This is a genomic window from Iamia sp. SCSIO 61187, assembly GCF_019443745.1.
Classification (GTDB): Bacteria; Actinomycetota; Acidimicrobiia; order Acidimicrobiales; family Iamiaceae; genus Iamia.
In genome coordinates, this window is the sequence record NZ_CP050948.1 from 474,710 (window position 1) to 496,274 (window position 21,565).

Annotated in this window: 19 protein-coding genes and 1 pseudogene; 13 read left to right on the forward strand and 7 right to left on the reverse strand. The window is 75.2% G+C overall.

Translation table 11 applies throughout. The features are described from left to right. Window positions 1-23: 23 nt before the first annotated feature. Window positions 24-1,100 carry an HNH endonuclease gene (locus tag HC251_RS02240; protein ID WP_219943696.1) on the reverse strand — a complete coding sequence of 359 codons (1,077 nt, stop codon included), beginning with the start codon at window positions 1,098-1,100 and terminating at the stop codon, window positions 24-26. Window positions 1,101-1,291: 191 nt separating this feature from the next. On the opposite strand from HC251_RS02240, the gene HC251_RS02245 reads away from it, so the two are divergent. The 3 genes and pseudogenes from HC251_RS02245 to HC251_RS02250 all read left to right on the forward strand — a co-directional run bounded on the left by HC251_RS02245 (window position 1,292) and on the right by HC251_RS02250 (window position 3,913). After that, complete coding sequence (locus HC251_RS02245) at window positions 1,292-1,555, forward strand: hypothetical protein (RefSeq protein WP_219943697.1); 264 nt, start codon at window positions 1,292-1,294, stop codon at window positions 1,553-1,555. 99 nt (window positions 1,556-1,654) lie between these two features. Beyond that, window positions 1,655-1,774, forward strand: a pseudogene (locus tag HC251_RS26150) (hypothetical protein); the annotation flags it as partial. Window positions 1,775-2,266: 492 nt separating this feature from the next. Beyond that, a complete protein-coding gene (locus HC251_RS02250) occupies window positions 2,267-3,913 on the forward strand; it encodes an MFS transporter (RefSeq protein WP_255566574.1) in 1,647 nt (548 codons plus the stop codon). Window positions 3,914-3,983: 70 nt separating this feature from the next. Here HC251_RS02250 and HC251_RS02255 read toward each other — a convergent pair whose 3' ends face one another. Both HC251_RS02255 and HC251_RS02260 read right to left on the reverse strand, forming a co-directional pair. Further along, window positions 3,984-4,811, reverse strand: coding sequence for a hypothetical protein (locus HC251_RS02255; protein WP_219943699.1), 828 nt, complete (start codon window positions 4,809-4,811; stop codon window positions 3,984-3,986). A 7-nt stretch (window positions 4,812-4,818) separates the two neighbouring features. Beyond that, window positions 4,819-6,039 (reverse strand): zinc-dependent metalloprotease, encoded by a 1,221-nt coding sequence (locus HC251_RS02260; protein WP_219943700.1) that lies wholly within the window; start codon window positions 6,037-6,039, stop codon window positions 4,819-4,821. A 76-nt stretch (window positions 6,040-6,115) separates the two neighbouring features. Between HC251_RS02260 and HC251_RS02265 the strand changes: the two genes are divergently transcribed. Further along, window positions 6,116-7,201, forward strand: coding sequence for an NAD-dependent epimerase/dehydratase family protein (locus HC251_RS02265; RefSeq protein ID WP_219943701.1), 1,086 nt, complete (start codon window positions 6,116-6,118; stop codon window positions 7,199-7,201). A 138-nt stretch (window positions 7,202-7,339) separates the two neighbouring features. Here HC251_RS02265 and HC251_RS02270 read toward each other — a convergent pair whose 3' ends face one another. Beyond that, a complete protein-coding gene (locus tag HC251_RS02270; RefSeq protein ID WP_255566575.1) occupies window positions 7,340-8,500 on the reverse strand; it encodes a S1C family serine protease in 1,161 nt (386 codons plus the stop codon). A 142-nt stretch (window positions 8,501-8,642) separates the two neighbouring features. Here HC251_RS02270 and HC251_RS25390 point away from each other — a divergent pair, with 142 nt between their 5' ends. The 8 genes from HC251_RS25390 to HC251_RS02310 all read left to right on the forward strand — a co-directional run bounded on the left by HC251_RS25390 (window position 8,643) and on the right by HC251_RS02310 (window position 15,821). Further along, on the forward strand, window positions 8,643-9,167 hold the full coding sequence (locus HC251_RS25390; RefSeq protein WP_255566576.1) for a molybdenum cofactor biosynthesis protein MoaE: 525 nt from the start codon (window positions 8,643-8,645) through the stop codon (window positions 9,165-9,167). Next, entirely contained in the window at window positions 9,167-9,385 is a 219-nt protein-coding gene (locus tag HC251_RS02280) for a hypothetical protein (RefSeq protein ID WP_219943704.1), read from the forward strand. The genes HC251_RS25390 and HC251_RS02280 overlap by 1 nt, the downstream gene beginning before the upstream one ends. Window positions 9,386-9,388: 3 nt before the next feature. Then, window positions 9,389-10,393, forward strand: a complete 1,005-nt coding sequence (locus HC251_RS02285; RefSeq protein ID WP_219943705.1) for a rod shape-determining protein — start codon at window positions 9,389-9,391, stop codon at window positions 10,391-10,393. Window positions 10,394-10,536: 143 nt separating this feature from the next. Then, window positions 10,537-11,367: an ABC transporter ATP-binding protein gene (locus HC251_RS02290; RefSeq protein WP_219943706.1), complete on the forward strand. Its 831-nt coding sequence runs from the start codon at window positions 10,537-10,539 to the stop codon at window positions 11,365-11,367. A gap of 88 nt (window positions 11,368-11,455) precedes the next feature. Continuing rightward, window positions 11,456-12,163 (forward strand): ABC transporter ATP-binding protein, encoded by a 708-nt coding sequence (locus HC251_RS02295; RefSeq protein ID WP_219943707.1) that lies wholly within the window; start codon window positions 11,456-11,458, stop codon window positions 12,161-12,163. Next, entirely contained in the window at window positions 12,163-13,125 is a 963-nt protein-coding gene (locus HC251_RS02300; RefSeq protein ID WP_219943708.1) for a branched-chain amino acid ABC transporter permease, read from the forward strand. Before HC251_RS02295 ends, HC251_RS02300 begins: the two co-directional genes overlap by 1 nt. Before the next feature lie 166 nt (window positions 13,126-13,291). Further along, on the forward strand, window positions 13,292-14,338 hold the full coding sequence (locus HC251_RS02305; protein WP_219943709.1) for a branched-chain amino acid ABC transporter permease: 1,047 nt from the start codon (window positions 13,292-13,294) through the stop codon (window positions 14,336-14,338). A gap of 103 nt (window positions 14,339-14,441) precedes the next feature. Next, window positions 14,442-15,821, forward strand: coding sequence for an ABC transporter substrate-binding protein (locus HC251_RS02310; RefSeq protein WP_219943710.1), 1,380 nt, complete (start codon window positions 14,442-14,444; stop codon window positions 15,819-15,821). A 42-nt stretch (window positions 15,822-15,863) separates the two neighbouring features. Here HC251_RS02310 and HC251_RS02315 read toward each other — a convergent pair whose 3' ends face one another. The 3 genes from HC251_RS02315 to HC251_RS02325 all read right to left on the reverse strand — a co-directional run bounded on the left by HC251_RS02315 (window position 15,864) and on the right by HC251_RS02325 (window position 20,217). Continuing rightward, on the reverse strand, window positions 15,864-17,684 hold the full coding sequence (locus HC251_RS02315; protein WP_219943711.1) for an aminotransferase class I/II-fold pyridoxal phosphate-dependent enzyme: 1,821 nt from the start codon (window positions 17,682-17,684) through the stop codon (window positions 15,864-15,866). 6 nt (window positions 17,685-17,690) lie between these two features. Continuing rightward, complete coding sequence (bioA, locus tag HC251_RS02320) at window positions 17,691-18,983, reverse strand: adenosylmethionine--8-amino-7-oxononanoate transaminase (RefSeq protein ID WP_219943712.1); 1,293 nt, start codon at window positions 18,981-18,983, stop codon at window positions 17,691-17,693. A gap of 634 nt (window positions 18,984-19,617) precedes the next feature. After that, window positions 19,618-20,217: a HEAT repeat domain-containing protein gene (locus HC251_RS02325; protein ID WP_219943713.1), complete on the reverse strand. Its 600-nt coding sequence runs from the start codon at window positions 20,215-20,217 to the stop codon at window positions 19,618-19,620. 157 nt (window positions 20,218-20,374) lie between these two features. Here HC251_RS02325 and HC251_RS02330 point away from each other — a divergent pair, with 157 nt between their 5' ends. Next, a complete protein-coding gene (locus tag HC251_RS02330) occupies window positions 20,375-21,472 on the forward strand; it encodes a PDZ domain-containing protein (RefSeq protein ID WP_219943714.1) in 1,098 nt (365 codons plus the stop codon). The last annotated feature ends 93 nt before the right edge of the window (window positions 21,473-21,565 follow it).

The window sequence follows — 21,565 nt, forward strand, 5'->3', positions numbered from 1 at the left end:
CCGCCCCTCATGCGACCGGGCGGTCATGGTGAGGGCCTGCCCTCCGGCGGGGTGAAGGTCCAGCCCTCCTCGTGGCCGCCGGCCAAGGTCCAGCCGCCGATGGTCTTGAGGACGTGGTGGACCCTGCACAGGAGGGCGCTGTTCCAGAGCGCGGTGGGTCCGTCGCGGGCGAAGTCGATGCGGCAGTGGTCGATCTCGAGACCGCGGGTGGCGTGGCAGCCGGGCACGACGCAGGTGCCACCGTCGCGGGCCCAGATGGCCGCTCGGAGGTCGGCCGGGACGTAGCGGCGCTGGCTCGACACCACCGTCACATCCGTGCCGGTGACGACGAGCCGGAGCAGGGCGTCGTCCATCATGTGCCGGGCCAGGGCCACGGGGATGGGCCCGAGCCCGGTGATCTCGCAGGTCTCCTCCTCCTCGGCGAACCCCCTGCGCAGGGCGTCGAAGTCGATCATGACCATCACCTGGTTCGGTGCCCGCCGGTGGCGTCGGCGCGGGGGCGCCGGTCGCGGCCGGTGCGGCCCGGGGTGGCCGGCGGGGCCACGGGGGTCGCCGCCCGCGGCAGGCGCGTCGTCGTGATGGTCCTCGGTCCCGAAGAGCGTGGACGCCTCGCCGTCGGCATCGGCGCCCTCGCGGCCATCGGCCGACCCGGAGCCGTCGCCGGCATCGGGGCCGCTCGGAGCGGGCTGGGGCGCCGAGGTCGGTGGTCCGTCCTGCCCCGGCGCGGCTTCACCGAGGTCGAGCAGCACGTCGCGGGCGAGCATGTCGAGGGCGTCGGCCATCAGGGCCTCGTCGGACAGGCGCACGCCGTTGGCGCGGGCGTCGCGGAACGCCTGGCGCCGGTAGGGCTCGAGGGCGGCCAGGAAGCGGTGGTGCGCCTCGGCCGGGATGTTCCACACGCCGTGGCCCTCGCCGTCGACGGAGAGCCAGGTCTTGAGGGATCGCCGCCGGTGGACGCGGAGCGCCCGCTCGCCCGACCGCTCGTCGGCCCGCACGATGGCGCGGCGGGCCTCGTCCTGGGTCGCCCGCAGGTCGCTGGAGCGGGCCGTGTCGACCAGTCCCTGCTCGGCCTCGGGGTCGACAGCGGCCGCCTCGGCCACGGCCTTGGCCTTCTCGACCGAGATCTCGCCGGTCGCCGCCGCCTCGCGCGCCCCGGCAGCGACGCCAGCTTCTCCGACGCGGCCAGCTCGGCCCGGGCCTGGCCGACGGAGATGCCTTCCTCCTTGGCCACGTGCTCGGCGGCCGAGCGGGCGCCGGCGGCCTTCCAGGCCCCGGTGTCTGCTGCCGCCTTGTGCAGCACGAGACGGGCGCCGCGCACCCGCCGCTCGATCGTCCCGAGGGCGGCGATGACATCGCCGAGCCGGTGCCCGGGGATGCACTCGGGTGCCAGGTCGGGCCCCAGCTCGGCGAGCAGGCCGTCGATCTCGACCAGGGCGGCGGCGACGTCACGAGGTCGGTCGTCGCCCGAGCTCGATGCCCGGCTGCCGTCGCCTGCGTCGCGGCTCTGCTTCACCGTCGCCACCTCCTTCGTGACGTCGCGATCTCTCTTGCCTGAACCCTACGCAGGGGGTGTGACAGTGAAGCCGGGCCTCCGGCAGCCCGGGGAACGTCCGTTGGCCACCGTCTTCGTCGGGCCACCGTGGGTGGGCGTCACGTGTGGGCGAGGGAGCGCGAGCGATGGGTCACCGGTGAGCTGAAGAGCCAGATCGACCGGATCTGGGACGGGTTCTGGGCCGGGGGCCTCTCGAACCCGCTCGAGGTCATGGAGCAGATGACCTACCTGCTGTTCATCAAGCGCCTCGACGACCTGGAGACGCTGGCCGAGAACAAGGCCCGCACCCTGGGTGAGCCGATGGAGCGGAGGATCTTCCCCGAGGGCAGCGACGGCCTGGTCCACACGGAGCACGGCTGCACCGGTCGGACCCGGACGGGACACCAAGGGCGACGTCGACGAGTACATGCTCGGAGAGATCGCCAGCGCCGGGCAGAACGGCCAGTTCCGCACTCCCCGCCACATCATCGGGCTGATTCACCGACCTCAGCCCGACCGGGCCCGACGCCGTGTTCCTCCCCGACCAGGTCGAACGCCTGGTCGGCATCGTCACAAGGATCCGGGGGAACGCAGACGTCGCCTGAGCGCGGCCGAGGCGGGAGGGGTGGACCGTCCAGGTGCGGGCAGGGGCGCGGGCTGATGGCCCCGTTGCGCACCCCCAGTCGGCCCGGGCCCGCCGCGGGCCGGTCGGGCCCGGGTCGTAGCATGGTGGGAGTGGAGACGACAGGCGGCGGGAGGCCGATGAGCGCGGCGGGGGAGCCCAACGCCGCGTTCAACGTCACCCCGTTCATGCGGCTGGCCCGCACCCACGCCCTGTCCACCGCCTCCGACGCCGTCGTCGCCGCCGCCCTCGCCGGCACGATCTTCTTCGCCGCCGCCACCGCCGAGGCCCGGGGCAAGGTCTTCCTCTACCTGCTGCTCACCATGGCGCCCTTCGCCGTGGTCGCGCCGCTCATCGGCCCGGCCCTCGACCGGGCCCGCAGCGGGCGGCGCTGGGTGGTCATCGGCTCGGCCATCGCCCGGGGGGTGCTGTGCTTCGCCCTGATCGGCCGCACCGACTCGCTGCTGCTCTACCCGGCGGCCTTCGGCGTCCTCGTCCTGCAGAAGGCCTACGGCATCGCCCGGTCGTCGCTCGTGCCCGGCGTCGTCGAGAGCGACGACGAGCTGGTCGAGGCCAACTCCAAGCTCCAGCTCCTGGCCGGGATCATGGGGTTCGTGGGGGCGGCGCCCGCCGCCCTGCTCTACAAGATCTTCGACAGCCCGTCGGTGACGCTCGGCCTGGCCGTGTGCGGCTTCGCCGCCACCGCCGGTCTGGCCCTCCGCATCCCCAAGGTGGCGGTGGCGCCCACGTCGGCGACGCCCGAGGAGAGGGCCGAGCTGCGGGGCGTCGGCGTCCTGCTCGCCGGGGCCAGCATTGGCCTGCTGCGCGGCATCGTCGGGTTCCTCACCCTGTACTTCGCCTTCCACTTCCGCGAGACCGAGGAGCTGGTCGCGTTCGGGTTCATCGCCGCCATCAGCGTCGCCGGGACGCTGCTGGGCTCGGTTCTGGCCCCCAAGCTGCGCCAGACCTGGCCCGAGGAGCGGATGCTGATCGCCGTCCTCATCCTGACGGTCGGCACGGGCGTGGCCGCCACCCTGCTCGGCGGGACGGTGGGCGCGGCCCTGCTCGGCGGGGCCGTGGGCATCGCCTCCACCGCCGGCAAGCTGGCCTTCGACTCGATCGTCCAGCGCGACGCCCCCGACGCCAACCGGGGCCGCCTGTTCGCCAAGTTCGAGACCCGGTTCCAGCTCATCTGGGTCGTGGGCTCGATGCTCGGCCTCATCCCGCTGGGCGAGCTGCGCCTCTCGTTCGTGGCCGTGGCCCTGGTGTCGGGCTTCGCCACCTTCTCCTACATCGTCGGGCTGGCCGCCTGGCGCCACCGCACGGGCCAGGCGGTCTCCGAGTTCGGCCGCCAGGCCGTGGTCATCGACCAGGCCCTGAGCGATGCCCAGGCGAAGGCCAAGACCCGCGTGCGCGACTCGACCATGTCGGTGATCGCCCGGGTCCGCTCCCGCGAGGGGCGGGGTCAGCGGCCGACGGCCGTCACCGCCGGGGTGGGAGCCGACGGGCGGCGGGCCGGACCCGGCATCGGCACCGCCATGACGCCGATGGAGGGGACCCCGGCCGTCACTGGCCGCCGCCCTCGCCTGGCCAAGGGGCACCGCCCCGACCCGACCCGGATCCGGCGCCGGCCCGCCGGTCCCGCCGACCCGACCCGCGTCGCCCGGGATCCGGCCGATCGGCCCGACGACCCCACCGAGGTCGCCCCGCCCCGCGACCCCACGACCTTCGCCCCCGCCCCACCCCCGCCACCTCGCTGAGCACGTTCCTGCGTCAGCGGCGGGAGACGACCTCCCGTCAGTGACGCCGGAACGGACGCGGCCGAGGCCGTCAGGCCGGCGGGGCCGACCAGACGTCGACGGAGCGGACGAGCCCGGCCGCCTCGGCCGCCCGGGCCAGCGCGTCGTCGTCGACGTCGACGACGACGGCCACGAGCACGTCGCCGCGTCCGGCGGCTCCCGCGAGGGCGGCACGGAGCGCGCCCGCCCGATCGGATCCGGCGACGGCCACGACGACGCTCACCGTCCCCCCGGGGTCGTAGACCGGGGGTGCCGGCAGGCCCCCCGCCCCCCAGGACCCGCCCCCGAGCGGGTCCCCGGCCGGCCGGCCGCCCAGGGCCGGGCCGAAGGTGTGCGGCGGGACCGATGTCGGCGGGTCGGCGCCCGGGTCGGTGGCGCCGTCGCCCTGGTCGGACGGGAAGGGCCCGACCGGGGCGGGGCCGGCGTCGTCGCCCGTCGCCGGGCCGATCCAGTAGGAGGACGCCCGCGCCCACCCGGCGGCGGTCGTGCGCGCCGCGCCGGCCACGTCGGCGGCGGCCACGCACGTGAGCGCCGGCCGCTCCGCCACGGCGCGCAACAGGGCCACCCCGGCGCCGTCGTCGTCGGCGGCCACGTCGTCGACGACCCAGGTCGTCCCCTGGTCCAGGGCGACCCCGCACGCCCGCACCGCACCCGCGCCGTCGACCACGACGCGGGCGACGGGCCCGTCGCTGGTGACGAGGTGGCCCAGCCACAGGGGGTGGATGGCGTCGGCCCCGGCGGCCGGTCGCCACCAGCGGGGCGCCCACCCGGCCAGGCGCCGACGGTGGGCGGCGGTCAGCGCCACCAGGGCGTCGACGTCGTGCTCGGTGGCCGGCCGGACGACGAGGGGCTCGGCCACGACGGCGTCAGGAGTCGAGGTCGATGCGGGCCAGCCAGAGACCGGGGGCGGCCAGCTCGGCCGGGGTGGGGAGGTCCTCGGCCCTGGCCCACAGCCGGGCCAGGCCCTCCTCGCCGGCCCGCTCGACGACGCCGTCGACGAACGCGGCACCGAGGTCGACGCGGGCCGGGGTGAGGTTGAGCCCGAAGAGGCGCTCGACGTAGCGGTCGGCGGCGCTGGTCTCCACCCGCCGCCGGCGCACCGCCTCGGTGACCTGGGCGTAGCTGCCGACGAGGCCGCCCCCGACCCGGTCCATGATGTGGTCGACCCAGCCCACGATGGCGGCGACGAGGGCGTCGAGCCGGGGGCGGATCTCCTCCTGGGCCGGCGACGACACCGCCCCCATGAGCACCTCGGGGTCGGTGAAGAGGCGTTGGACGGACTCCATCCCGCTCGGGTCCGCGGGGTCGACGTCGGCCAGGGCCCGCTCGAACCCGCCCGGGTCGGGGCGGAAGCCGGCGACGAACTGCTCGATGAGCTCGGTCAGCTGGGCCCGGACGTGGGGCACGCCCAGCACGGCATGGTGGGCGACCTCGTGCAGGCACACCCACAGCCGGACGTCGTCGACCCCGAGGCTCCACTCCTCGGCGAAGGCGTCGATCGCCGGGACGAGCACCATCACCTCGTCGCCCGGCGGGCGGGGCACGGGCAGGTCGTACTGGCCGAAGGACCGGGTGGCGAGGTGGCCCACCATCGACCCGGCCGCCATGCCCAGGGTCATGGGCTGGAGCATCCCCATCAGCTGGCCCAGCCAGGCGGTGGCGGCGTCCTCGTCGAGGGGGTCGAGCTCGGTCGGGTCGGGCACGGCCGGGTGCGCGCCTGCGCTCCCCGCCGGGGCATCGGTGCCGGTGGAGCCGAGGCTCTGGGCCAGCGACTCGAACAGGCGCCGGTGGTCGTCGAGGGTCCGGCTCACCCACTGGGTGCGGGTGACCGGGGTGATGGTGATCCCGGCGCCGTGGTGCGACGGGTCGAGACCGCTGGCGTTGGCGATCTGGAGCTCGGCCACCCGGGCCAGCTGCTCGAGCTGGATCCGCGCCAACGGGTCGACGTTCGGCTCCGGCTCGCCGTCGGTGGCGATGCTGTGGGCGATCTGGCGGGCCGCGTCCCACGCGATGGGGCCCTGGCGGCCGATCATGCGGGCCAGGTCGCCGAAGAAGGGCATGCCCCCGAAGGGGTCCGGGCCGCTCATCGCCCCCCGTCCCGGTTCGCGGGGAGCGGTCGGTCGCGATGTGGCGGGGCCGGGCGCACGACGGCATCGTATGCGGATGGCACCCGATCCCCTCCGCGGCCCCTCGGCACCCCGGACGGGTGGCGGGATCGTCGTCACCGGGGCCGCGGGCGCGCTGGGCCGGGCGGTCGTCGCCGCCCTGCGCGACACCGGGGCCGAGGTGCTCGCCGTGGTCGACCCCGGGGCGGGGGCGACCGCCGCCGGCCCGACCACCGAGGTCGACCTCCTGGAGGCCGACCTGAAGGCCCTGCTCGAGGGAACGGCCGTGCTCGTCCACCTGGCGTCGGTCTTCGGCCCCAACCTCGACGAGGACCCGGCCGTGGAGGCCGCCGAGGACGTCCTCGCCGCCCAGCGCCTGCTCGACGCCGCCGGCGACGTCGGCGTCGAGCACGTGGTGCTCCTGTCGTCGGCGGCCGTCTACGGGGCGTGGGCCAACAACCCCATGCCGCTCACCGAGGACGCCACCCTCCGTCCCGGCCCCGACCTGGCCTACGCCGTGCAGCGCGCCGAGATCGAGCGCCGCCTGGCCGAGTGGCGCCACGGCCACCCCGGGGCCACGGCCACCGTGCTGCGACCGGCCCCGGTCGTGGGCGACGACGGGGCCGAGGGCTGGATGGCCCGGGCCCTGCACGCCGCGCGCCGGGTGGCCGACATCGACGGCGACCCGCCGTCGCAGTTCGTCCACGTCGACGACCTGGCCTCGGCCGTGGTCCTCGCCGCCACCGCCCGCCTCGACGGCGCCCGGAACGTCGCCCCCGACGGGTGGCTCCGGGGCGCCGAGTACACCGCCCTCGACGCCGGCACGCCCAAGGTGCGGCTGCCCCAGCGCGTCGGCGACCGGGTGGCCCGGGTGCGCTGGCGGCTGCGGCTGGCCCCGACCCCGCCCGGGCTGGTCCCCTACGCCCGGCACCCGTGGGTGGTGGCCAACGACCGCCTGCGGGCCGACGGGTGGCGCCCGCAGCACTCCAACGAGGAGGCGTTCGTCGCCGGCACGCCCGCCACCGCGCTGGCCACCCTCAGCCCCCGCCGGCGCCAGGAGCTGGCCCTGGGGGTCACCGGTGGGGCGCTGGCCGCCGGTCTGGGCGCCGCCGTCTGGGTCGCCACCCGCCGCGCCCGCCGCTGAAGCCAGCTGCTCGGAAAGTCTCGGTCGCGCCTGGACTCGAGGCACCCTGCGCCCCGCGGGTCGCCGATCACCCGCAGGGCGTCCCGGCGGGCCTGGCGGCAGCCCCGGGGGCTCGTGAGGTCAGCGCCAGCCCGAGCTTCAGGAGGGCGTGGGGACGAGGGTGGCCTCGACCTCGAGGGTCTGGTCGGCCCGGTTGACCTCCAGGGCCACGGCCTGGCCCGGTCGGGTGAGCGTCAGGGCGGCCTGGACGTCGGCGAGCGACCGGACCCGCTGGTCGTCGACGGCGAGGACGACGTCGCCGGCCGCCAGCCCGGCCTGCTCGGCCGGGGAGCCGGCCATGACCTCGTCGACCGCGAACCCGGCGGGGACGGCGCCGGCGTCGGCGACCGGCGCCCCGGCGATGCCCAGCCAGCCCCGGTCGACCCGCCCGAGCCGCCGGAGGTCGTCGGCGACCCGCAGGGCGACCTCGGCGGGCACGGCCCACCCGGTCTCGGCCGGACCGGTGCCGGTCGGGTCGGTGAGGGCGACGCAGATGCCGCGGAGGTGGCCGTCCCGGTCGACCAGCGCCCCGCCGTCGGCGCCGGCGGGGACGGGGTGGTCGGTCTCGATCAGGCCCACGAGCAGCGCGTCGCCGTCGGCGACGTGGGTGCCGGTGGCGCTCACCGTGCCCTCGACCACCAGGGGGGCGCTGCTCCCGGACCGGGCGCTGACGGTGATCGTCTGGTCACCGGGTCGGGGCGGGGTGATGTCGAGGGTGGCGGTGGGGTAGCCGGTGCCGGCCACGGTGATGGCGGCCAGGCCGGTCATCGGGTCCCGGCCCTCGAGGCTCGCCTCCTCGCGGCGCCCCGACGGCCAGGTGACGCCGACGGCCGTGGCCCCGGCCACGAGCTGGGCGCTGGTCAGGACGAGGCCGTCGGACCGGGCCACCACCCCCGAGCCGTGCCGCACCTCGTCGCCGACGGTGGCGGTCACCTCGACCACGGCCGGGGCGACGCTGGTGGCGATGGCCGCCGCCGAGCGGACGGCCGTGGTCGGGGGGCCGGTCGACCCGGTCGCGTCCCGCTCGACCAGGGCGGTCGGGGCGGTGAAGGCGCCGAGGGCGGCCAGGGACACCACGGTGACGGCCGCCCCGGCCAGCCCGGACAGGACGCCGACGACCACCAGCGGTCGGCTGCGCCTCCCGGTGGGCCCCGCCGCGGCCGGTCCGGCGGCGGCCCGGGCCAGCTCCGAGGGGTGGCGCCACAGCCGGTCCTCGGGGGGCAGCGGCCCGGGCCCGGCCTCGTCGTCGTCGTCGATCACGACAGGGCGCGTGCGGCGCGGGCGGTCGGGAGCACGGTCGAGCAGGTTACCGACGCCCGCCACGGCGGGGACCGCGCCCTCGGCGCACGGTCACCGGCCTCTCGCTCGCACCGGGAGCCCCGTTCACCAATACGATGGGTCGGTGCCCCCTGGGATCGCTGCCGCCGTGCCTGCCTCCCACCCGTCCCCCGACGCCGCCCCGCCCGCCGGCGACACGTGGGTCGGGATCACGGCCGATCCCCTCGACGGGGCCGCCGCCGGACGTTGGGCCACCACCCCCGACGTGGGGGCGGTGGTGACGTTCTGCGGCACCGTGCGCGACCACGCACCGGGCCGCGACGGGGTGACCTCGCTGACCTACGAGGCCTACGAGGAGGCCGCCGTGGCCCGGATGGCCGAGGTCGTCGCCGACGTCCGGCGCCGCTGGCCCGACGTCCGCCGGGTGGTCGCCGTGCACCGCACCGGCCACCTCGAGGTGGGTGAGAGCGCCGTGGTCGTCGCCGTGGGCGCCCCCCACCGGGGGTCGGCCTTCGCCGCCGCGGCCCACTGCATCGACACCCTCAAGGCCACCGTCCCCCTCTGGAAGAAGGAGACGTGGGCCGACGGCGAGGAGTGGGGCACCGACGCCACCCCCATCGGCGCCGTCGCCCCCGAGGACGCCCGCTGATGTCGCCCTTCGTGTTCCTCCTCGTCCCGGTGGTCATCATCGTGCTGGCGTCGCTGGTCCTCTGGGTCCGCGGCCGCCAGCCCACGAACATGCACTCGGGCATCACCGGCTTCCAGCGCGAGATGGAGGCGCTGTCGCCGTCGCCGCAGACCCGCAAGCCCCGTCGCTTCGAGTCCGACGGCACGAGCCGCCCGACCCGGCGGGGACCGGACGCCTGATCCATGGCCCGCGACCTGGCGATCGACCTCGGGACGGCCAACACCCTGGTCTACGCGCGCGGCCAGGGGATCGTGCTCAACGAGCCGTCGGTCATCGCCTTGAACCAGAACACCGGCGACGTGCTCGCCATGGGCCACGAGGCCTGGCAGATGATCGGCCGCACCCCCGGCTCGATCGTCGCCGTCCGGCCCCTGCGGCAGGGCGCCATCACCGACTTCGACGTCACCCAGCGGATGATCCGGCTGCTGCTGCACCGCGCCGGCGTGAGCCGCTTCAACCGGCCCCGGGTGGTCATCTGCGTCCCCTCGGCCATCACCGAGGTCGAGCGCCGGGCCGTCATCGAGGCGGCCCGTCGGGCCGGAGCGGCCGAGGCCCAGCTGATCGAGCAGCCCATGGCCGCCGCCCTCGGCGCCGGGCTCACGATCAACGAGCCGGTGGCCAACATGGTCGTCGACGTCGGCGGCGGCACGTCGGAGACGGCGCTCATCTCCCTCGGCGGCGTGGTCGCCCTCCAGGCCGTGCGGGTCGGGTCGTTCGACATCGACGCCGCCATCCAGGGCTTCATCCGGCGTGAGTACGGCATCGCCATCGGCGAGCGCACGGCCGAGGAGATCAAGGTCTCCATCGGCTCCGCCTACCCGGTGCGTGACAACGTCAAGGCCGAGGTCCGGGGCCGCGACCTGATGACCGGGCTGCCCAAGACGGTGATCCTCTCGCCGGTCGAGGTGCGCACGGCCATCGAGGAGCCGGTCACCGCCATCGTCGACTCGGTGGTGGCATGCCTGGGCGAGGCCCCGCCGGAGCTGGCCCACGACCTGATCATCCGGGGCATGCACCTCGTCGGCGGTGGCGGCATGCTCGCCGGCCTGGCCCAGCGGATCGCCAACGAGACCGAGATCCCCGTCTACCTGGTCGACGCCCCCCTCGAGTGCGTGGTCCTCGGTGCCGGCAAGTGCATCGAGGCCTACGACCAGCTCAAGGTGATGTTCATGGGTTCGCGCATGTAGCACGCCGGGGACGGGTCGCCGGGCGGCGGCGGTCTCGGCACCCACGGCCGTGACGTGGTTAGATGTCCCCCGACCTGGCTCGGGGTGACCCGCGCCACACGTCCGTGACCATCGCCCGCTGCCCTGGAGCGCACCGCACCCCCATGACCGCGAGCGAAGGCACCGTCGGGCTCGACAAGGGCACGAGGACGTCGGGAGGGGGGGCGGCCGCCGGTCCCGTCCTCCTCGACGTCGACGAGGTCGGCGTCCGCTTCGGTGGGGTCGTGGCCCTCGACGGGCTCACCTTCGCCGTCGAGACCGGTCACATCTGCGCCCTGATCGGCCCCAACGGCGCCGGCAAGACGACGCTCTTCAACGTCATCAGCCGGCTGTACCCGGCCACCACCGGCCGGGTGACCTTCGACGGGCGCGACCTCCTGTCGGTCCCGCCCCACGGCATCGCCGAGGCGGGCATCGCCCGGACGTTCCAGAACGTCGCCCTGTTCCCGGGCCTGTCGGTGCTCGACAACGTCCGCGTCGGGGCCCACACCGAGGGCTCGGTCGGCTTCGTCCGGGGCCTGCTCGGCCTGGGCCGGGCCGAGAACAAGCGCCTCCAGGCCGACGCCATGGGCATCCTCGACCGGCTCGGCCTGGCCCACCTCGCCGGCCGGCCCGCCGCCGGGCTCCCCTTCGGGACGCTCAAGCGCATCGAGCTGGCCCGAGCCCTCGCCGCCCGCCCCCGCCTGCTGATGCTGGACGAGCCGGCCAACGGCCTCACCCACGGCGAGGTCGAGGAGCTGGCCGAGACCATCCGGGCCCTGCGCGACGAGATGGACCTCACCCTGCTGCTCGTCGAGCACCACATGTCGATGGTCATGTCCATCTCCGACCACATCGTCGTGCTCGACTTCGGACGCCGCATCGCCGAGGGCCCGCCCGAGGTCGTCCGCAACGACCCCAAGGTCATCGAGGCCTACCTCGGGACATCGGAATGAGTGGATCTCGGCGCCGGAGCGCCCCGCCCGAAGGCTCGCCCGCTCTGCGGCGTCGAGCCCTTCAGGGTGGGGGGAGGGGACGGAGGACGTGAGCGCGCTGCTCGAGCTCGAGGGCGTCACCGGGGGGTACGGGCCCGTCACCATCCTCCGCGGCATCGACCTGCGCGTCGATGAGGGCGAGGTCGTGGTGGTCCTGGGCGCCAACGGTGCCGGCAAGACCACGACCCTCCGGGCCATCATCGGCGAGATCACCACCAAGGGCAGCGTCACCTTCTCGGGCTCGCCGCTGCCCCGCTCGCCCGAGAAGGTGGCCCGGGCCGGCATCGCCCTCGTGCCCCAGGGCCGGGGGACCTTCGGCGACCTCACGACCGACGAGAACATGCGCCTCGGCGCGGTCCTGCGCTCGGACCGCGAGATCCGCAAGGACATCGACCGCTGGTACGAGGTGTTCCCCCGGCTCGGCGAGCGCCGCGACCAGGCGGCCGGGTCGATGAGCGGCGGCGAGCAGCAGATGCTGGCCATCGCCCGGGCCCTGATGCTGCGGCCCCACCTCCTGCTGCTCGACGAGCCCTCGCTGGGCCTGGCCCCCCTGATCACCCGCGACCTGTTCCAGCGGTTGGGCGAGCTCAACCGCGAGGAGGGCCTGACCATCCTCGTCGTCGAGCAGAACGCCAACCTGGCCCTCGACATCGGCCATCGCGGCTACGTGCTGGAGACGGGCCAGATCGTCGCCGAGGGCCCGGCCGACCAGCTGCGCGACGACGACGCCATCCGCAAGGCGTACCTGGGGTTCTGATGGACGTCGACCTCTTCCTCCGCTTCCTCCTCAACGGCATCGGCAACGGTGCGGTGTACGGCGCCATGGCCATGGCGCTCGTGCTGATCTTCCGGACCACCGGCCTGCTCAACCTGGCCCAGGGCGAGATGGCCCTGTTCTCGACCTACATGGGCTGGGGCCTGACCGCCACCGGCATGACCTTCTTCGGGCTCCAGGTCCTGCCCGGCGACCTCCCGGTGGGTCTGGCCATCGCCATCTCGGTGCTGATCAGCGCCGCCCTCGGCGCCCTGATCGAGCGGGTCCTGATCCGTCCCGTCCACGGGCCCGACAAGTCGCCCCTCAACGTGCTGATCGTGATGCTGGGCCTCTTCCTGGGCCTCAACGCCCTGGCCCAGCTGGCCTTCAGCGACGACGCCGAACCCATGCCCAAGCCGTGGCCGTCGAAGCCCTCGGCCGGGTCGCCCACGGGCTCGAACCGCTACTGGCAGGTCGGGGACCTCCGCATCCAGTCCTCCACCGTGGCCCTCGTGATCATGCTGGCCATCGTGTGCTTCGGCCTCTACGTCCTCTTCCAGCGGACCAAGGTCGGGCTCAAGCTGCGGGCCGTCGCCTCCAACCCGGAGTCGGCCCGGCTCGTGGGCATCAACTCGTCACGGATGCTGATGCTGGGCTGGGCCATGGCCGCCGGCCTGGGCGCCCTCGCCGGCTGCTTCGTCGCCGCCGACCGGGGCTCGGTCAACCCCGGTCTGATGGCCGTCGTGCTGGTCTACGCCTTCTCCGCCGCCGCCCTCGGCGGGTTCGACAGCCCCCTGGGCGCGGTGGTGGGCGGCATGGTGGTCGCCATCGCCGAGGCCATGACGGTCGGCTACGTGAAGTCGCTCTCCACCATCGAGCTGGTGGTGCCGTTCGCGCTGATCCTCCTCGTCCTGCTGGTGCGGCCCACCGGCCTCTTCGGCAAGAAGGTGGTGGAGAGGGTATGAGCATCGACGCAGTCGATACCTCCAGGGCGGTGGGTGGGGTCGGAGGACGTGTGTTTGAGTCTCGGCGAAGCCGAGCCCCTCAGCCCGGAGGACGGGTCGGCGCAGCCGACGCCCTCGGGGTGGCGGGCGGGGTCGGCGGACGTGGGTGGGGTCGGAGGACGTGGGTATGAAGCGCAGCCACCTCCGGATCGTCATCGGCATCCTGGCCGCGGCGGCGCTGCTGTACGCGCCGTACTACTTCCAGGCCCCCATGAACCAGACGCTGTCGCGGGCGATCTACTTCGCGGTGGCGGCCATGGGGCTCAACCTGCTCACCGGGTTCAACGGCCAGGTCTCGATCGGCCACGGCGCCTTCTTCGGCGTGGGCGCCTTCGCCACGGCGATCCTCATGGAGGACCACTCGTGGACCTTCGAGGCCACCATCCCGATCGCCGCCCTCGTCGCCGCCGCCCTCGGCGTGCTGGTGGGCATCCCCGCCCTGCGGGTGAAGGGGCTCTACCTCGCCCTCGTGACCCTGGGCCTGGCCGTGCTGTTCCCGCGCGTGGGCCAGAAGTACGTCACCGGCAGTGGTGGCGTGGCCATCGTGCGCCCGCCCCGGGACGGCTTCGACTCGCTGCTCACCTTCCTCGAGAACGACCAGTGGCACTACATCGAGTCGCTGCTGATCGCCGCCGTGCTCTTCCTCGGGGCGTGGAACCTCAGCCGGTCGCGCATCGGCCGAGCGATGGTCGCCGTGCGCGACCAGGAGATCGCGGCCTCGACCGTCGGGGTGCACCTGGCCCGCATCAAGGTCGGCGCCTTCGCCCTGTCGGCCGCCTACGCCGGCATCGCCGGGTCGCTCTCGGTGATGGTCGACCGGGCCGCTGACGCCACCGACCCGATCATCACCTTCCGGAACTCCATCGAGTTCCTGGTCGCCGTCGTGATCGGCGGCACCGCCACCATCAGCGGGCCGGCCGTGGGCGCCCTGATCCTCATCCTCCTGCGGGAGGAGACCGACGGGCTGATCGAGGGCAAGGAGGTGCTGTCGCCGGCGATCTTCGGTGGCGCCCTCATCGCCATGGTGTACGTCCTGCCCGGCGGTGTGGTCGGCGGTCTCCGCAAGCTCGCCGACCGGCTCCTGCCCCTCCGGGACGACCCGACCGCCCCCGTCGCGGCCGCGGCCCTCGAACGCGAGAGGGCAGCGGCCGATGCCACCGAGTCACCGCCGTGACCTCCTCGATGCTCCGACCGACCCCTCCTCGACCTCCGACCCCACCCGCCACCCTGAGCGAATCGGCTGCGCCGATGCCGCCTGCCACCTACAAGGAGACCCCATGAAGCGAACCCGGACCCGCGGACTGCTCGCCCTGCTCGCCGTGCTGACGCTGCTCGCCGGCGCCTGCTCGAGCCGGGACGACGACGACAGCGGCGGCACGGGCGGTGGGGGAGGCGACGGCGAGACCGAGGAGGAGGTGGCCGACACCTACCACGTCGAGGACTGCACCTCCGACCCCACCGCCGAGATCGAGGGGGACACCCTGAAGGTCGTCTCGTCGTACCCGCAGTCGGGCCTGACCGGCGCCTTCGCCGAGATCGCTCGGGGCTGGGCGACCCGCTTCGACGAGGCCAACGCCAACGGCGGGGTCGACTTCGGCGGCACGACCGTCCAGATCGAGTACGAGGACGCCGACGACGAGTACAACCCGCAGCAGACCGCCTCGAACATCGAGGAGCTGGTGGGTGCCGACGGCAACGGCGCCTTCGCCGTGTTCTCGGTGGTCGGCACGGCCAACAACATCAACATCCGTGACTTCCTGGACGAGCGGTGCGTGCCCAACGTGTTCGCCGCCACCGGGTCGGTCGCCTGGGGCAACCCCGACTACCCGTGGCTGATCGGCTCGAGCCTGTCGCCGTACACGCTCGAGGCCCAGGCCTTCGCCGACTACCTGGAGGAGAACGATCCCGACGCCAAGGTCGGCATGCTCCGCCAGTCCGACGAGTTCGGGGCCACCTACGAGGAGGGCTTCCGCCAGGCCATCGAGGGCACCGACATCGAGCTGGTCGCCGTCGAGGAGTACCCCGTGGGCTCCGACCAGGTGGGCTCGCAGGTGACCTCGCTGGCCGCCAGCGGCGCCGACGCCTTCTTCAACGGCGGCACCCTGCTGGCCTGCCCCAACGCCCTCACGGCCAAGCAGGCCGAGGGGTGGGAGGCCACCACCTGGGTGTCGGGCACCTGCATCTCCAAGACCCTGATGGGCATCGCCGGCGCCGCCGGGGCCGACGTCTTGAGCCTCACCAACCTCAAGGACCCGCTCAACCCGGAGTACGCCGAGGACCCGGCCATGACCGAGTTCTTCGCCGCCGTGCAGGAGTACCAGCCCAACTTCAAGGGACGCGAGCTCGACCTGGAGAACGCGATCATCGCCTACGGGTACGCCCAGGCCGACCTGTTCATCCAGGCCCTGGAGGCGGCCGAGGCCCCGACCCGGCTGGCGATGATGCAGTCGATCCGGAACCTCGACGGCATCACCACCCCGCTGGCCCACGAGGGCATCACCTTCACCACCTCCGGGACGGAGGACTCCTACATGGGTGAGTCGTTCGTGCTCGTCCAGTACGACGCCGCCGCGGCGCACTTCAACGAGATCAGCGACGTCATCGACTTCGAGGGCCAGACCGCCGACCTGACCCCCGAGGAGCTGATCACCGCCTGATCCCGCCGGACCACGAGGTGCCTGGCACCTCGTGGTCCGCGTTCAGCGGATGCGTTCGGCGAGGGCCTCGACGTCGGTCACGACGTCGAGGCCCTCTCGCGTCCGGAGCCAGGCGCGGTTGGCGACGTGGAGCGGGTCGCCGGCGTCGTAGCGGTTGAGGACGACCGTCGCGGGCCACCGGTCCGCGGCCATGGCCGCGACGACCAGGCGGATGCCGTTGATGGTGCCGAGCCCGGCGTCGGCGACGAGCACGACGTGGTCGGGGCCGATCGCCCGCACCAGGGCGAGGCTGTCGCCGTCGTCGGCCGCCGGTGACGCCGCCCCGCCGGCCGTCTCCACCAGGCCCACGTCGACCCCGTCGGGCCAGGTGACCTCGGCGGCCAGGTCGGCGACGGTGAGGCCGGGCCGGCCGAGGGCGGCGGCGGCCATGGGCGGGGCCATGGCCCGGGCGTAGCGCCGGTGGGCGGGGCAGACGTCCAGCGGGTCCTCGCCGGTGGCCGCGGCCAGCTCGTCGGCGTCGGAGGGGGTGGGGTCGTCGGGCTCGGCCGACTGGGCCGGCTTGCGGGCCGCCACCGTCCGCCCCTCGACCCGCAGGGCGGCCAGGAGGCGGGCGGCGACCCACGTCTTGCCCACCTCGGTCCCCGTCCCGAGCACCGCCACCAGGGTCGCCGGTCGGGACCCCGTCGCCGCCGCCCCGTCGCCGACCTCGGTGGCAGGTGTCGGATGTTCGTCCGACGGATGCCACCGCGATCGCAGGGGGGTGAGGGCGGCGAGCAGCCGGTCGACGTCGGCATCGGTGTGGGCGGCCGAGAAGGTGACGCGCAGGCGGGACGTGCCCTCGGGGACCGTGGGAGGGCGGATGGCCGGGACCAGGAGGCCCTGGGCCAGGAGGTCCTCGGCGGTGGCGAGGGCGGCGTCCTCGGGGCCGAGCACCACGGGCACGATGGGCGACGGGTGGCCGGGGGCGAGCCGGTCGACGTGGGCCCGGAGCCGGGCCCGGAGGGCGTCGCCCTCGGGGCTGCGGACGACGCCCAGGGCGGCGTGGGCGGCGGCGGCGTCGGCCGGCGACAGGGCGGTGGTGAAGATGAAGGGGCGGGCCACGTTCACCAGCAGGTCCCGCACCGCGGTCGAGCAGGCCACGAACCCGCCCAGGGCGCCCAAGGCCTTCGACAGCGTCCCGACCCGGACCAGCAGCAGGTCCGGGTGGGCGCCGGGGTCGAGGTCGGGGCCGAGCACGCCGTGGGCCTCGTCGAGGACGAGGGCGGCGCCGTGGCGGGCGCACAGGCCGGCGAGGGCATCGACGTCGGCGGCGTCTCCGTCCATGGAGAACACCGAGTCGGCCACGACCACGGTCGGGCGGTCGTCGGCGGCGAGGGCGGCGGCCAGGGCGTCGAGGTCGGCGTGGGGCACGACCGTGAGCTCACCCCGGGCCAGCCGGCAGCCGTCGACGATCGAGGCGTGGTTGAGGGCGTCGCTCAGGATGCGGGTGCCGGGGCCGGCCAGGGCGGTGAGGACGCCGACGTTGGCGGCGTAGCCGGTGGGGAAGACGAGGGCGGCCTCGGTGCCCTTCCACGCGGCCAGGTCGGCCTCGAGGTCGTGGTGCGGCGGGCGGGACCCGACGACGAGGCGGGACGCGGTGGCCCCGGCCCCCCAGCGGTCGAGGGCGGCGTGGGCGGCGGCCACCACGGCCGGGTGGGCCGAGAGCCCGAGGTAGTCGTTGGAGGCGAAGGACGTGACCCGGGAGCCGTCGGCCGTCGTGCCGATCGGGCCGTGGGCGTCGAGGGGGCGGACCCGGCGCCAGCGGCCGGCGGCGCGGATCTCGGCCAGCCGGGCGTCGACCCGGCCGGCCCACCCGTCAGCCACGGTCGCTCACCTGCAGACCTCCGCGACGGCGTCGGCGAGGGTGGCCACGATGCGGTCGATCTCGTCGGCGGTGCTGGTGAGGATGGGGACGGTCACCACCACGTCGCCCAGGGGGCGGATGAGGACGCCCCGGTCGACGCACCCGGCCGACACCCGCCGGCCCCAGCGCAGCCCGTCGGTCGGGGGGGCCAGCTCGATGCCGGCCATGAGCCCGAGGCCCCGGACCTCGGCCACGCCGGGGAGCGGGGCCACGGCTGCGGCCAGCCCCGCGGCCAGCTGGTCGGCCCGGGCCCGGACGTTGGCCAGCACGTCCCCCTCGTCGATGAGGGCGAGGTGGCGGGTGGCCACCGCGCAGGCGAGGGCGTTCCCGCTGTAGGAGTGGCCGTGGTACAGCGTCATCTCGGACAGGTCGGGGCCGTCGAAGGCGTGGAAGACCGGGCCCGAGGCGACGGTGGCGGCGAGGGGCAGGTAGCCGCCGGTGATGCCCTTGCCGACGACCATCAGGTTGGGGCGCACGCCGGCCTGCTCGCAGGCGAAGAGGGTCCCGGTGCGGCCGAAACCGGTGGCGACCTCGTCGGCGATCAGCAGCACGCCGTGGGCCCGGCAGGCGTCGGCCACGGCGCGCAGGTCCTCGGGTTCGTGGGTGCGGATGCCGGCCGCCCCCTGGACGAGGGGCTCGACGACCACCGCGGCCAGGCGGTCGGCCTGCTCGGCGATGAGGGCGACGGCCGCCTCCGCCGCGCCCGGCTGGTCGAGCCCCGGCGTCCGGAGGCACCCGAAGCGCAGGGGGTCGAACACGTCGGTCCCGAACCCGCCGTCTCCGACGGAGAGGGAGCCGATCGAGTCGCCGTGGTAGGCGCCGCCGAAGGCGAGGTAGGTGGTCCGGCCGGTGACCCCCTGGTTGGTCCACGACTGGAAGGCGATCTTGAGGGCCTGCTCGACGGCGGCGGCGCCGTCGGAGGCGAAGAGGAAGCGGGGGTCGTCGACCGGGACCCGCGGGGCCAGGGCCTCGGCCAGGGCGATGGCGGCCACGTTGCCGTTGCCCAGCAGGGTGGTGTGGGCGACCCGGTCGATCTGGTCCCGCAGGGCCTGGTCGAGCTCGGGCACGCGGTGGCCGAGGGTCGTGACCCAGAGCGAGGAGATGGCGTCGAGGTAGCGGCGGCCCTCGACGTCGATGATCTCGCGCCCCTCGGCCCGCTCCACCACGACGGGCCGGTTGTCGGCGTAGGTGGCCATCTGGGTGAAGCCGTGCCACACCACGGCAGCGTCGCGGGCGACCCATTCGTCGTGGGGGGACACGCCCGGACCGTACCGACCCCCCGTTCCCCGCACGAAAGCGCGGCGCACCCCGGTGCGGGTGCCGCGCCGCGCCCTGCCGGTCCGGTCGGCCTGGCGGCGGCCCCGACGGCTGTCGATCGAAGCGCCAGCCCGAGCCGGCGGCGCAGCCGCTTCGGCGGGGATGGGCCCGGCCCTCGGACGCCTGGCCCGGGGGAGGCCTGCGGAGTCGCGCCCTGCCGGTCCGGTCGGCCTGGCGGCAGCCCCGACGGCTGTCGATCGAAGCGCCAGCCCGAGCCGGCGGCGCAGCCGCTTCGGCGGGGATGGGCCCGGCCCTCGGACGCCTGGCCCGGGGGAGGCCTGCGGAGTCGCGTCCTGCCGGTCCGGTCGGCCTGGCGGCAGCCCCGACGGCTGTCGATCGGTGCGCCAGCCCGAGCCGGCGGCGCAGCCGCTTCGGCGGGGATGGGCCCGGCCCTCGGACGCCTGGCCCGGGGGAGGCCTGCGGAGTCGCGTCCTGCCGGTCCGGTCGGCCTGGCGGCAGCCCCGACGGCTGTCGATCGAAGCGCCAGCCCGAGCCGGCGGCGCAGCCGCTTCGGCGGGGATGGGCCCGGCCCTCGGACGCCGGTGTCCCGGAGAGGCCTCCGACCTGGCTTCCGCTTCAGCGGAGCTGGTCCTCGGCGGCCTGGCGGACCTGCCAGTCGCGGTCGGTGCGGGCCCGCTCGAGGGCGGCGGCCACGTCGGGGCCGTCGAAGGGGGCGAGGGCGATGACGGCGCGCCGGCGGACGGTCGCCTTGTCGGCGGTGGCGGCGAGGACGGCGGGCAGCCCAGCGGGGTCGCCGATGGCCCCCAGGGCGGCGACGGCCGCCTCCCGCACCAGGGCGTCGGCGTGCCCGGTCGCCAGGGCGGCGAGGCGGTCGACGGCCCCGGGTTCGGGCGGGGTCCGCTCGCCGCACGCCCAGGCGGCCACCTCGACGACGGTGGCGTCGTCGTCGTCGAGGAGCCCGAGGAGGCTGACGTCGATCGAACCGGCGGCCGCCTCCTCGGCGGCCCGGCGCCGCACCGCCGCCGCCGGGTCGTCTCGTGCCGCCCGCAGGTCGTCGGCCCCGAGGGCACCGGCCCGGGCGAGGGCGCCCAGGGCGGTGGCCCGCACCGCCGGGTCGGGGTCGGTCAGCGCCGCCCGGGCCGTGGCGGTGTCGCCCCGGTGGCCGGCCTCGGCCACCGCCGCCCGCCGCTCCGCTGCCGCCCCGAGGTCGTCCACCCCGCCAGTCGACCACGCCGAGGCCCTCGAGCGGCAGACGGGGGCGCTCCGGCCGGCGAGGCACAGCCGGGGGCCCGCGGCGTGACCCCGGGGGGCGGCAGGCGCGCACCGGGCCGACGTCGGCGGGCCCTCGGGCGCGTGGCAGGCTGCTGCTCCCGTGGAACCGGCCGCCCCGACCCCGCTCCCGCCGATCCGGCTGCGCTGGCACCCGATCTGGGCCGTCCTCGGCGTCCTGCTGGTCCTGACCGTCACGGCCGTCGGCGCCGGAGGCCTGGTCCGGGCGCCCTACGTCGTCTACGCCCCGGGTTCGGCCATCCCCACCGAGCCCGCCATCAGCACCCCCGGCACCGAGACCTACCAGACCGACGGCACCGTGCTCTTCCTCACCGTGTCCCTGCGGGGTGCGTCCCGGAGGATGGGCTACGCCGAGGCCCTGTGGGGGTGGGTCAAGGGCGACCAGGACGTCTACCCCCGCGACGCGATCCTGGGCGGCCAGAGCGGCGAGGAGAACCGCGAGGCCTCCGTGCAGGAGATGGCGCTGTCGCAGGAGGTGGCGGCCAAGGTCGCCCTGGAGCACCTGGGCTACGAGGTGCCCGTCGAGGGGACCGGCACCGTCATCAGCGACGTCATCGCCGACACCCCGGCGGCCGAGGTGCTCGAGCCCTTCGACGTCATCACGGCCGTCGACGGCGTGCCCACCCCCACCGACGCCGAGCTGCGCGCCGAGCTCGAGGGCCGGGAGCCGGGCGAGGCCGTCGCCGTCACCTTCGAGCGCGGTGAGGGGGCCGACGAGCGCACCGAGGACGTCGAGCTGGTGGCCGACCCCGACGACCCGGACCGCACCCTCCTCGGGGTGGTGCAGGTGTTCACCCGGGACCTGGCCTACGACCTGCCCTTCCCCGTCCGCATCGACACCGAGGACGTGGGCGGGCCCTCGGCCGGGCTGGCGCTGACGCTGGGGATCCTCGACGTGCTGACGCCGGGGTCGATCACCGGGGGTCGGGACATCGCCGTCACCGGCACGATCGACCCCAGCGGTCGCGTCGGTGAGGTGGGTGGCGTGGGCCAGAAGGCGGTCGCCGCCAGCCAGGAGGGGGCCGAGCTCCTGCTGGTCCCCTCGGCCGAGGCCGAGCTGGCCGAGCGCTTCGCCGACGCCGACGTGGAGGTCGTGGGCGTCGACGACCTCGACGACGCCCTCGCCGCCCTGGACGCCCTGGGTGGCAACGCCCTCGACCTGGCCGACACCGGCGGGTAGTCGCCCGACGACGTCGGGTCAGCGCCGAGGCGCCGACGGTGCCACCATGCGGCCCCCATGGGGACCGACGAGGAGCCGAGCCGTCAGGCGGGG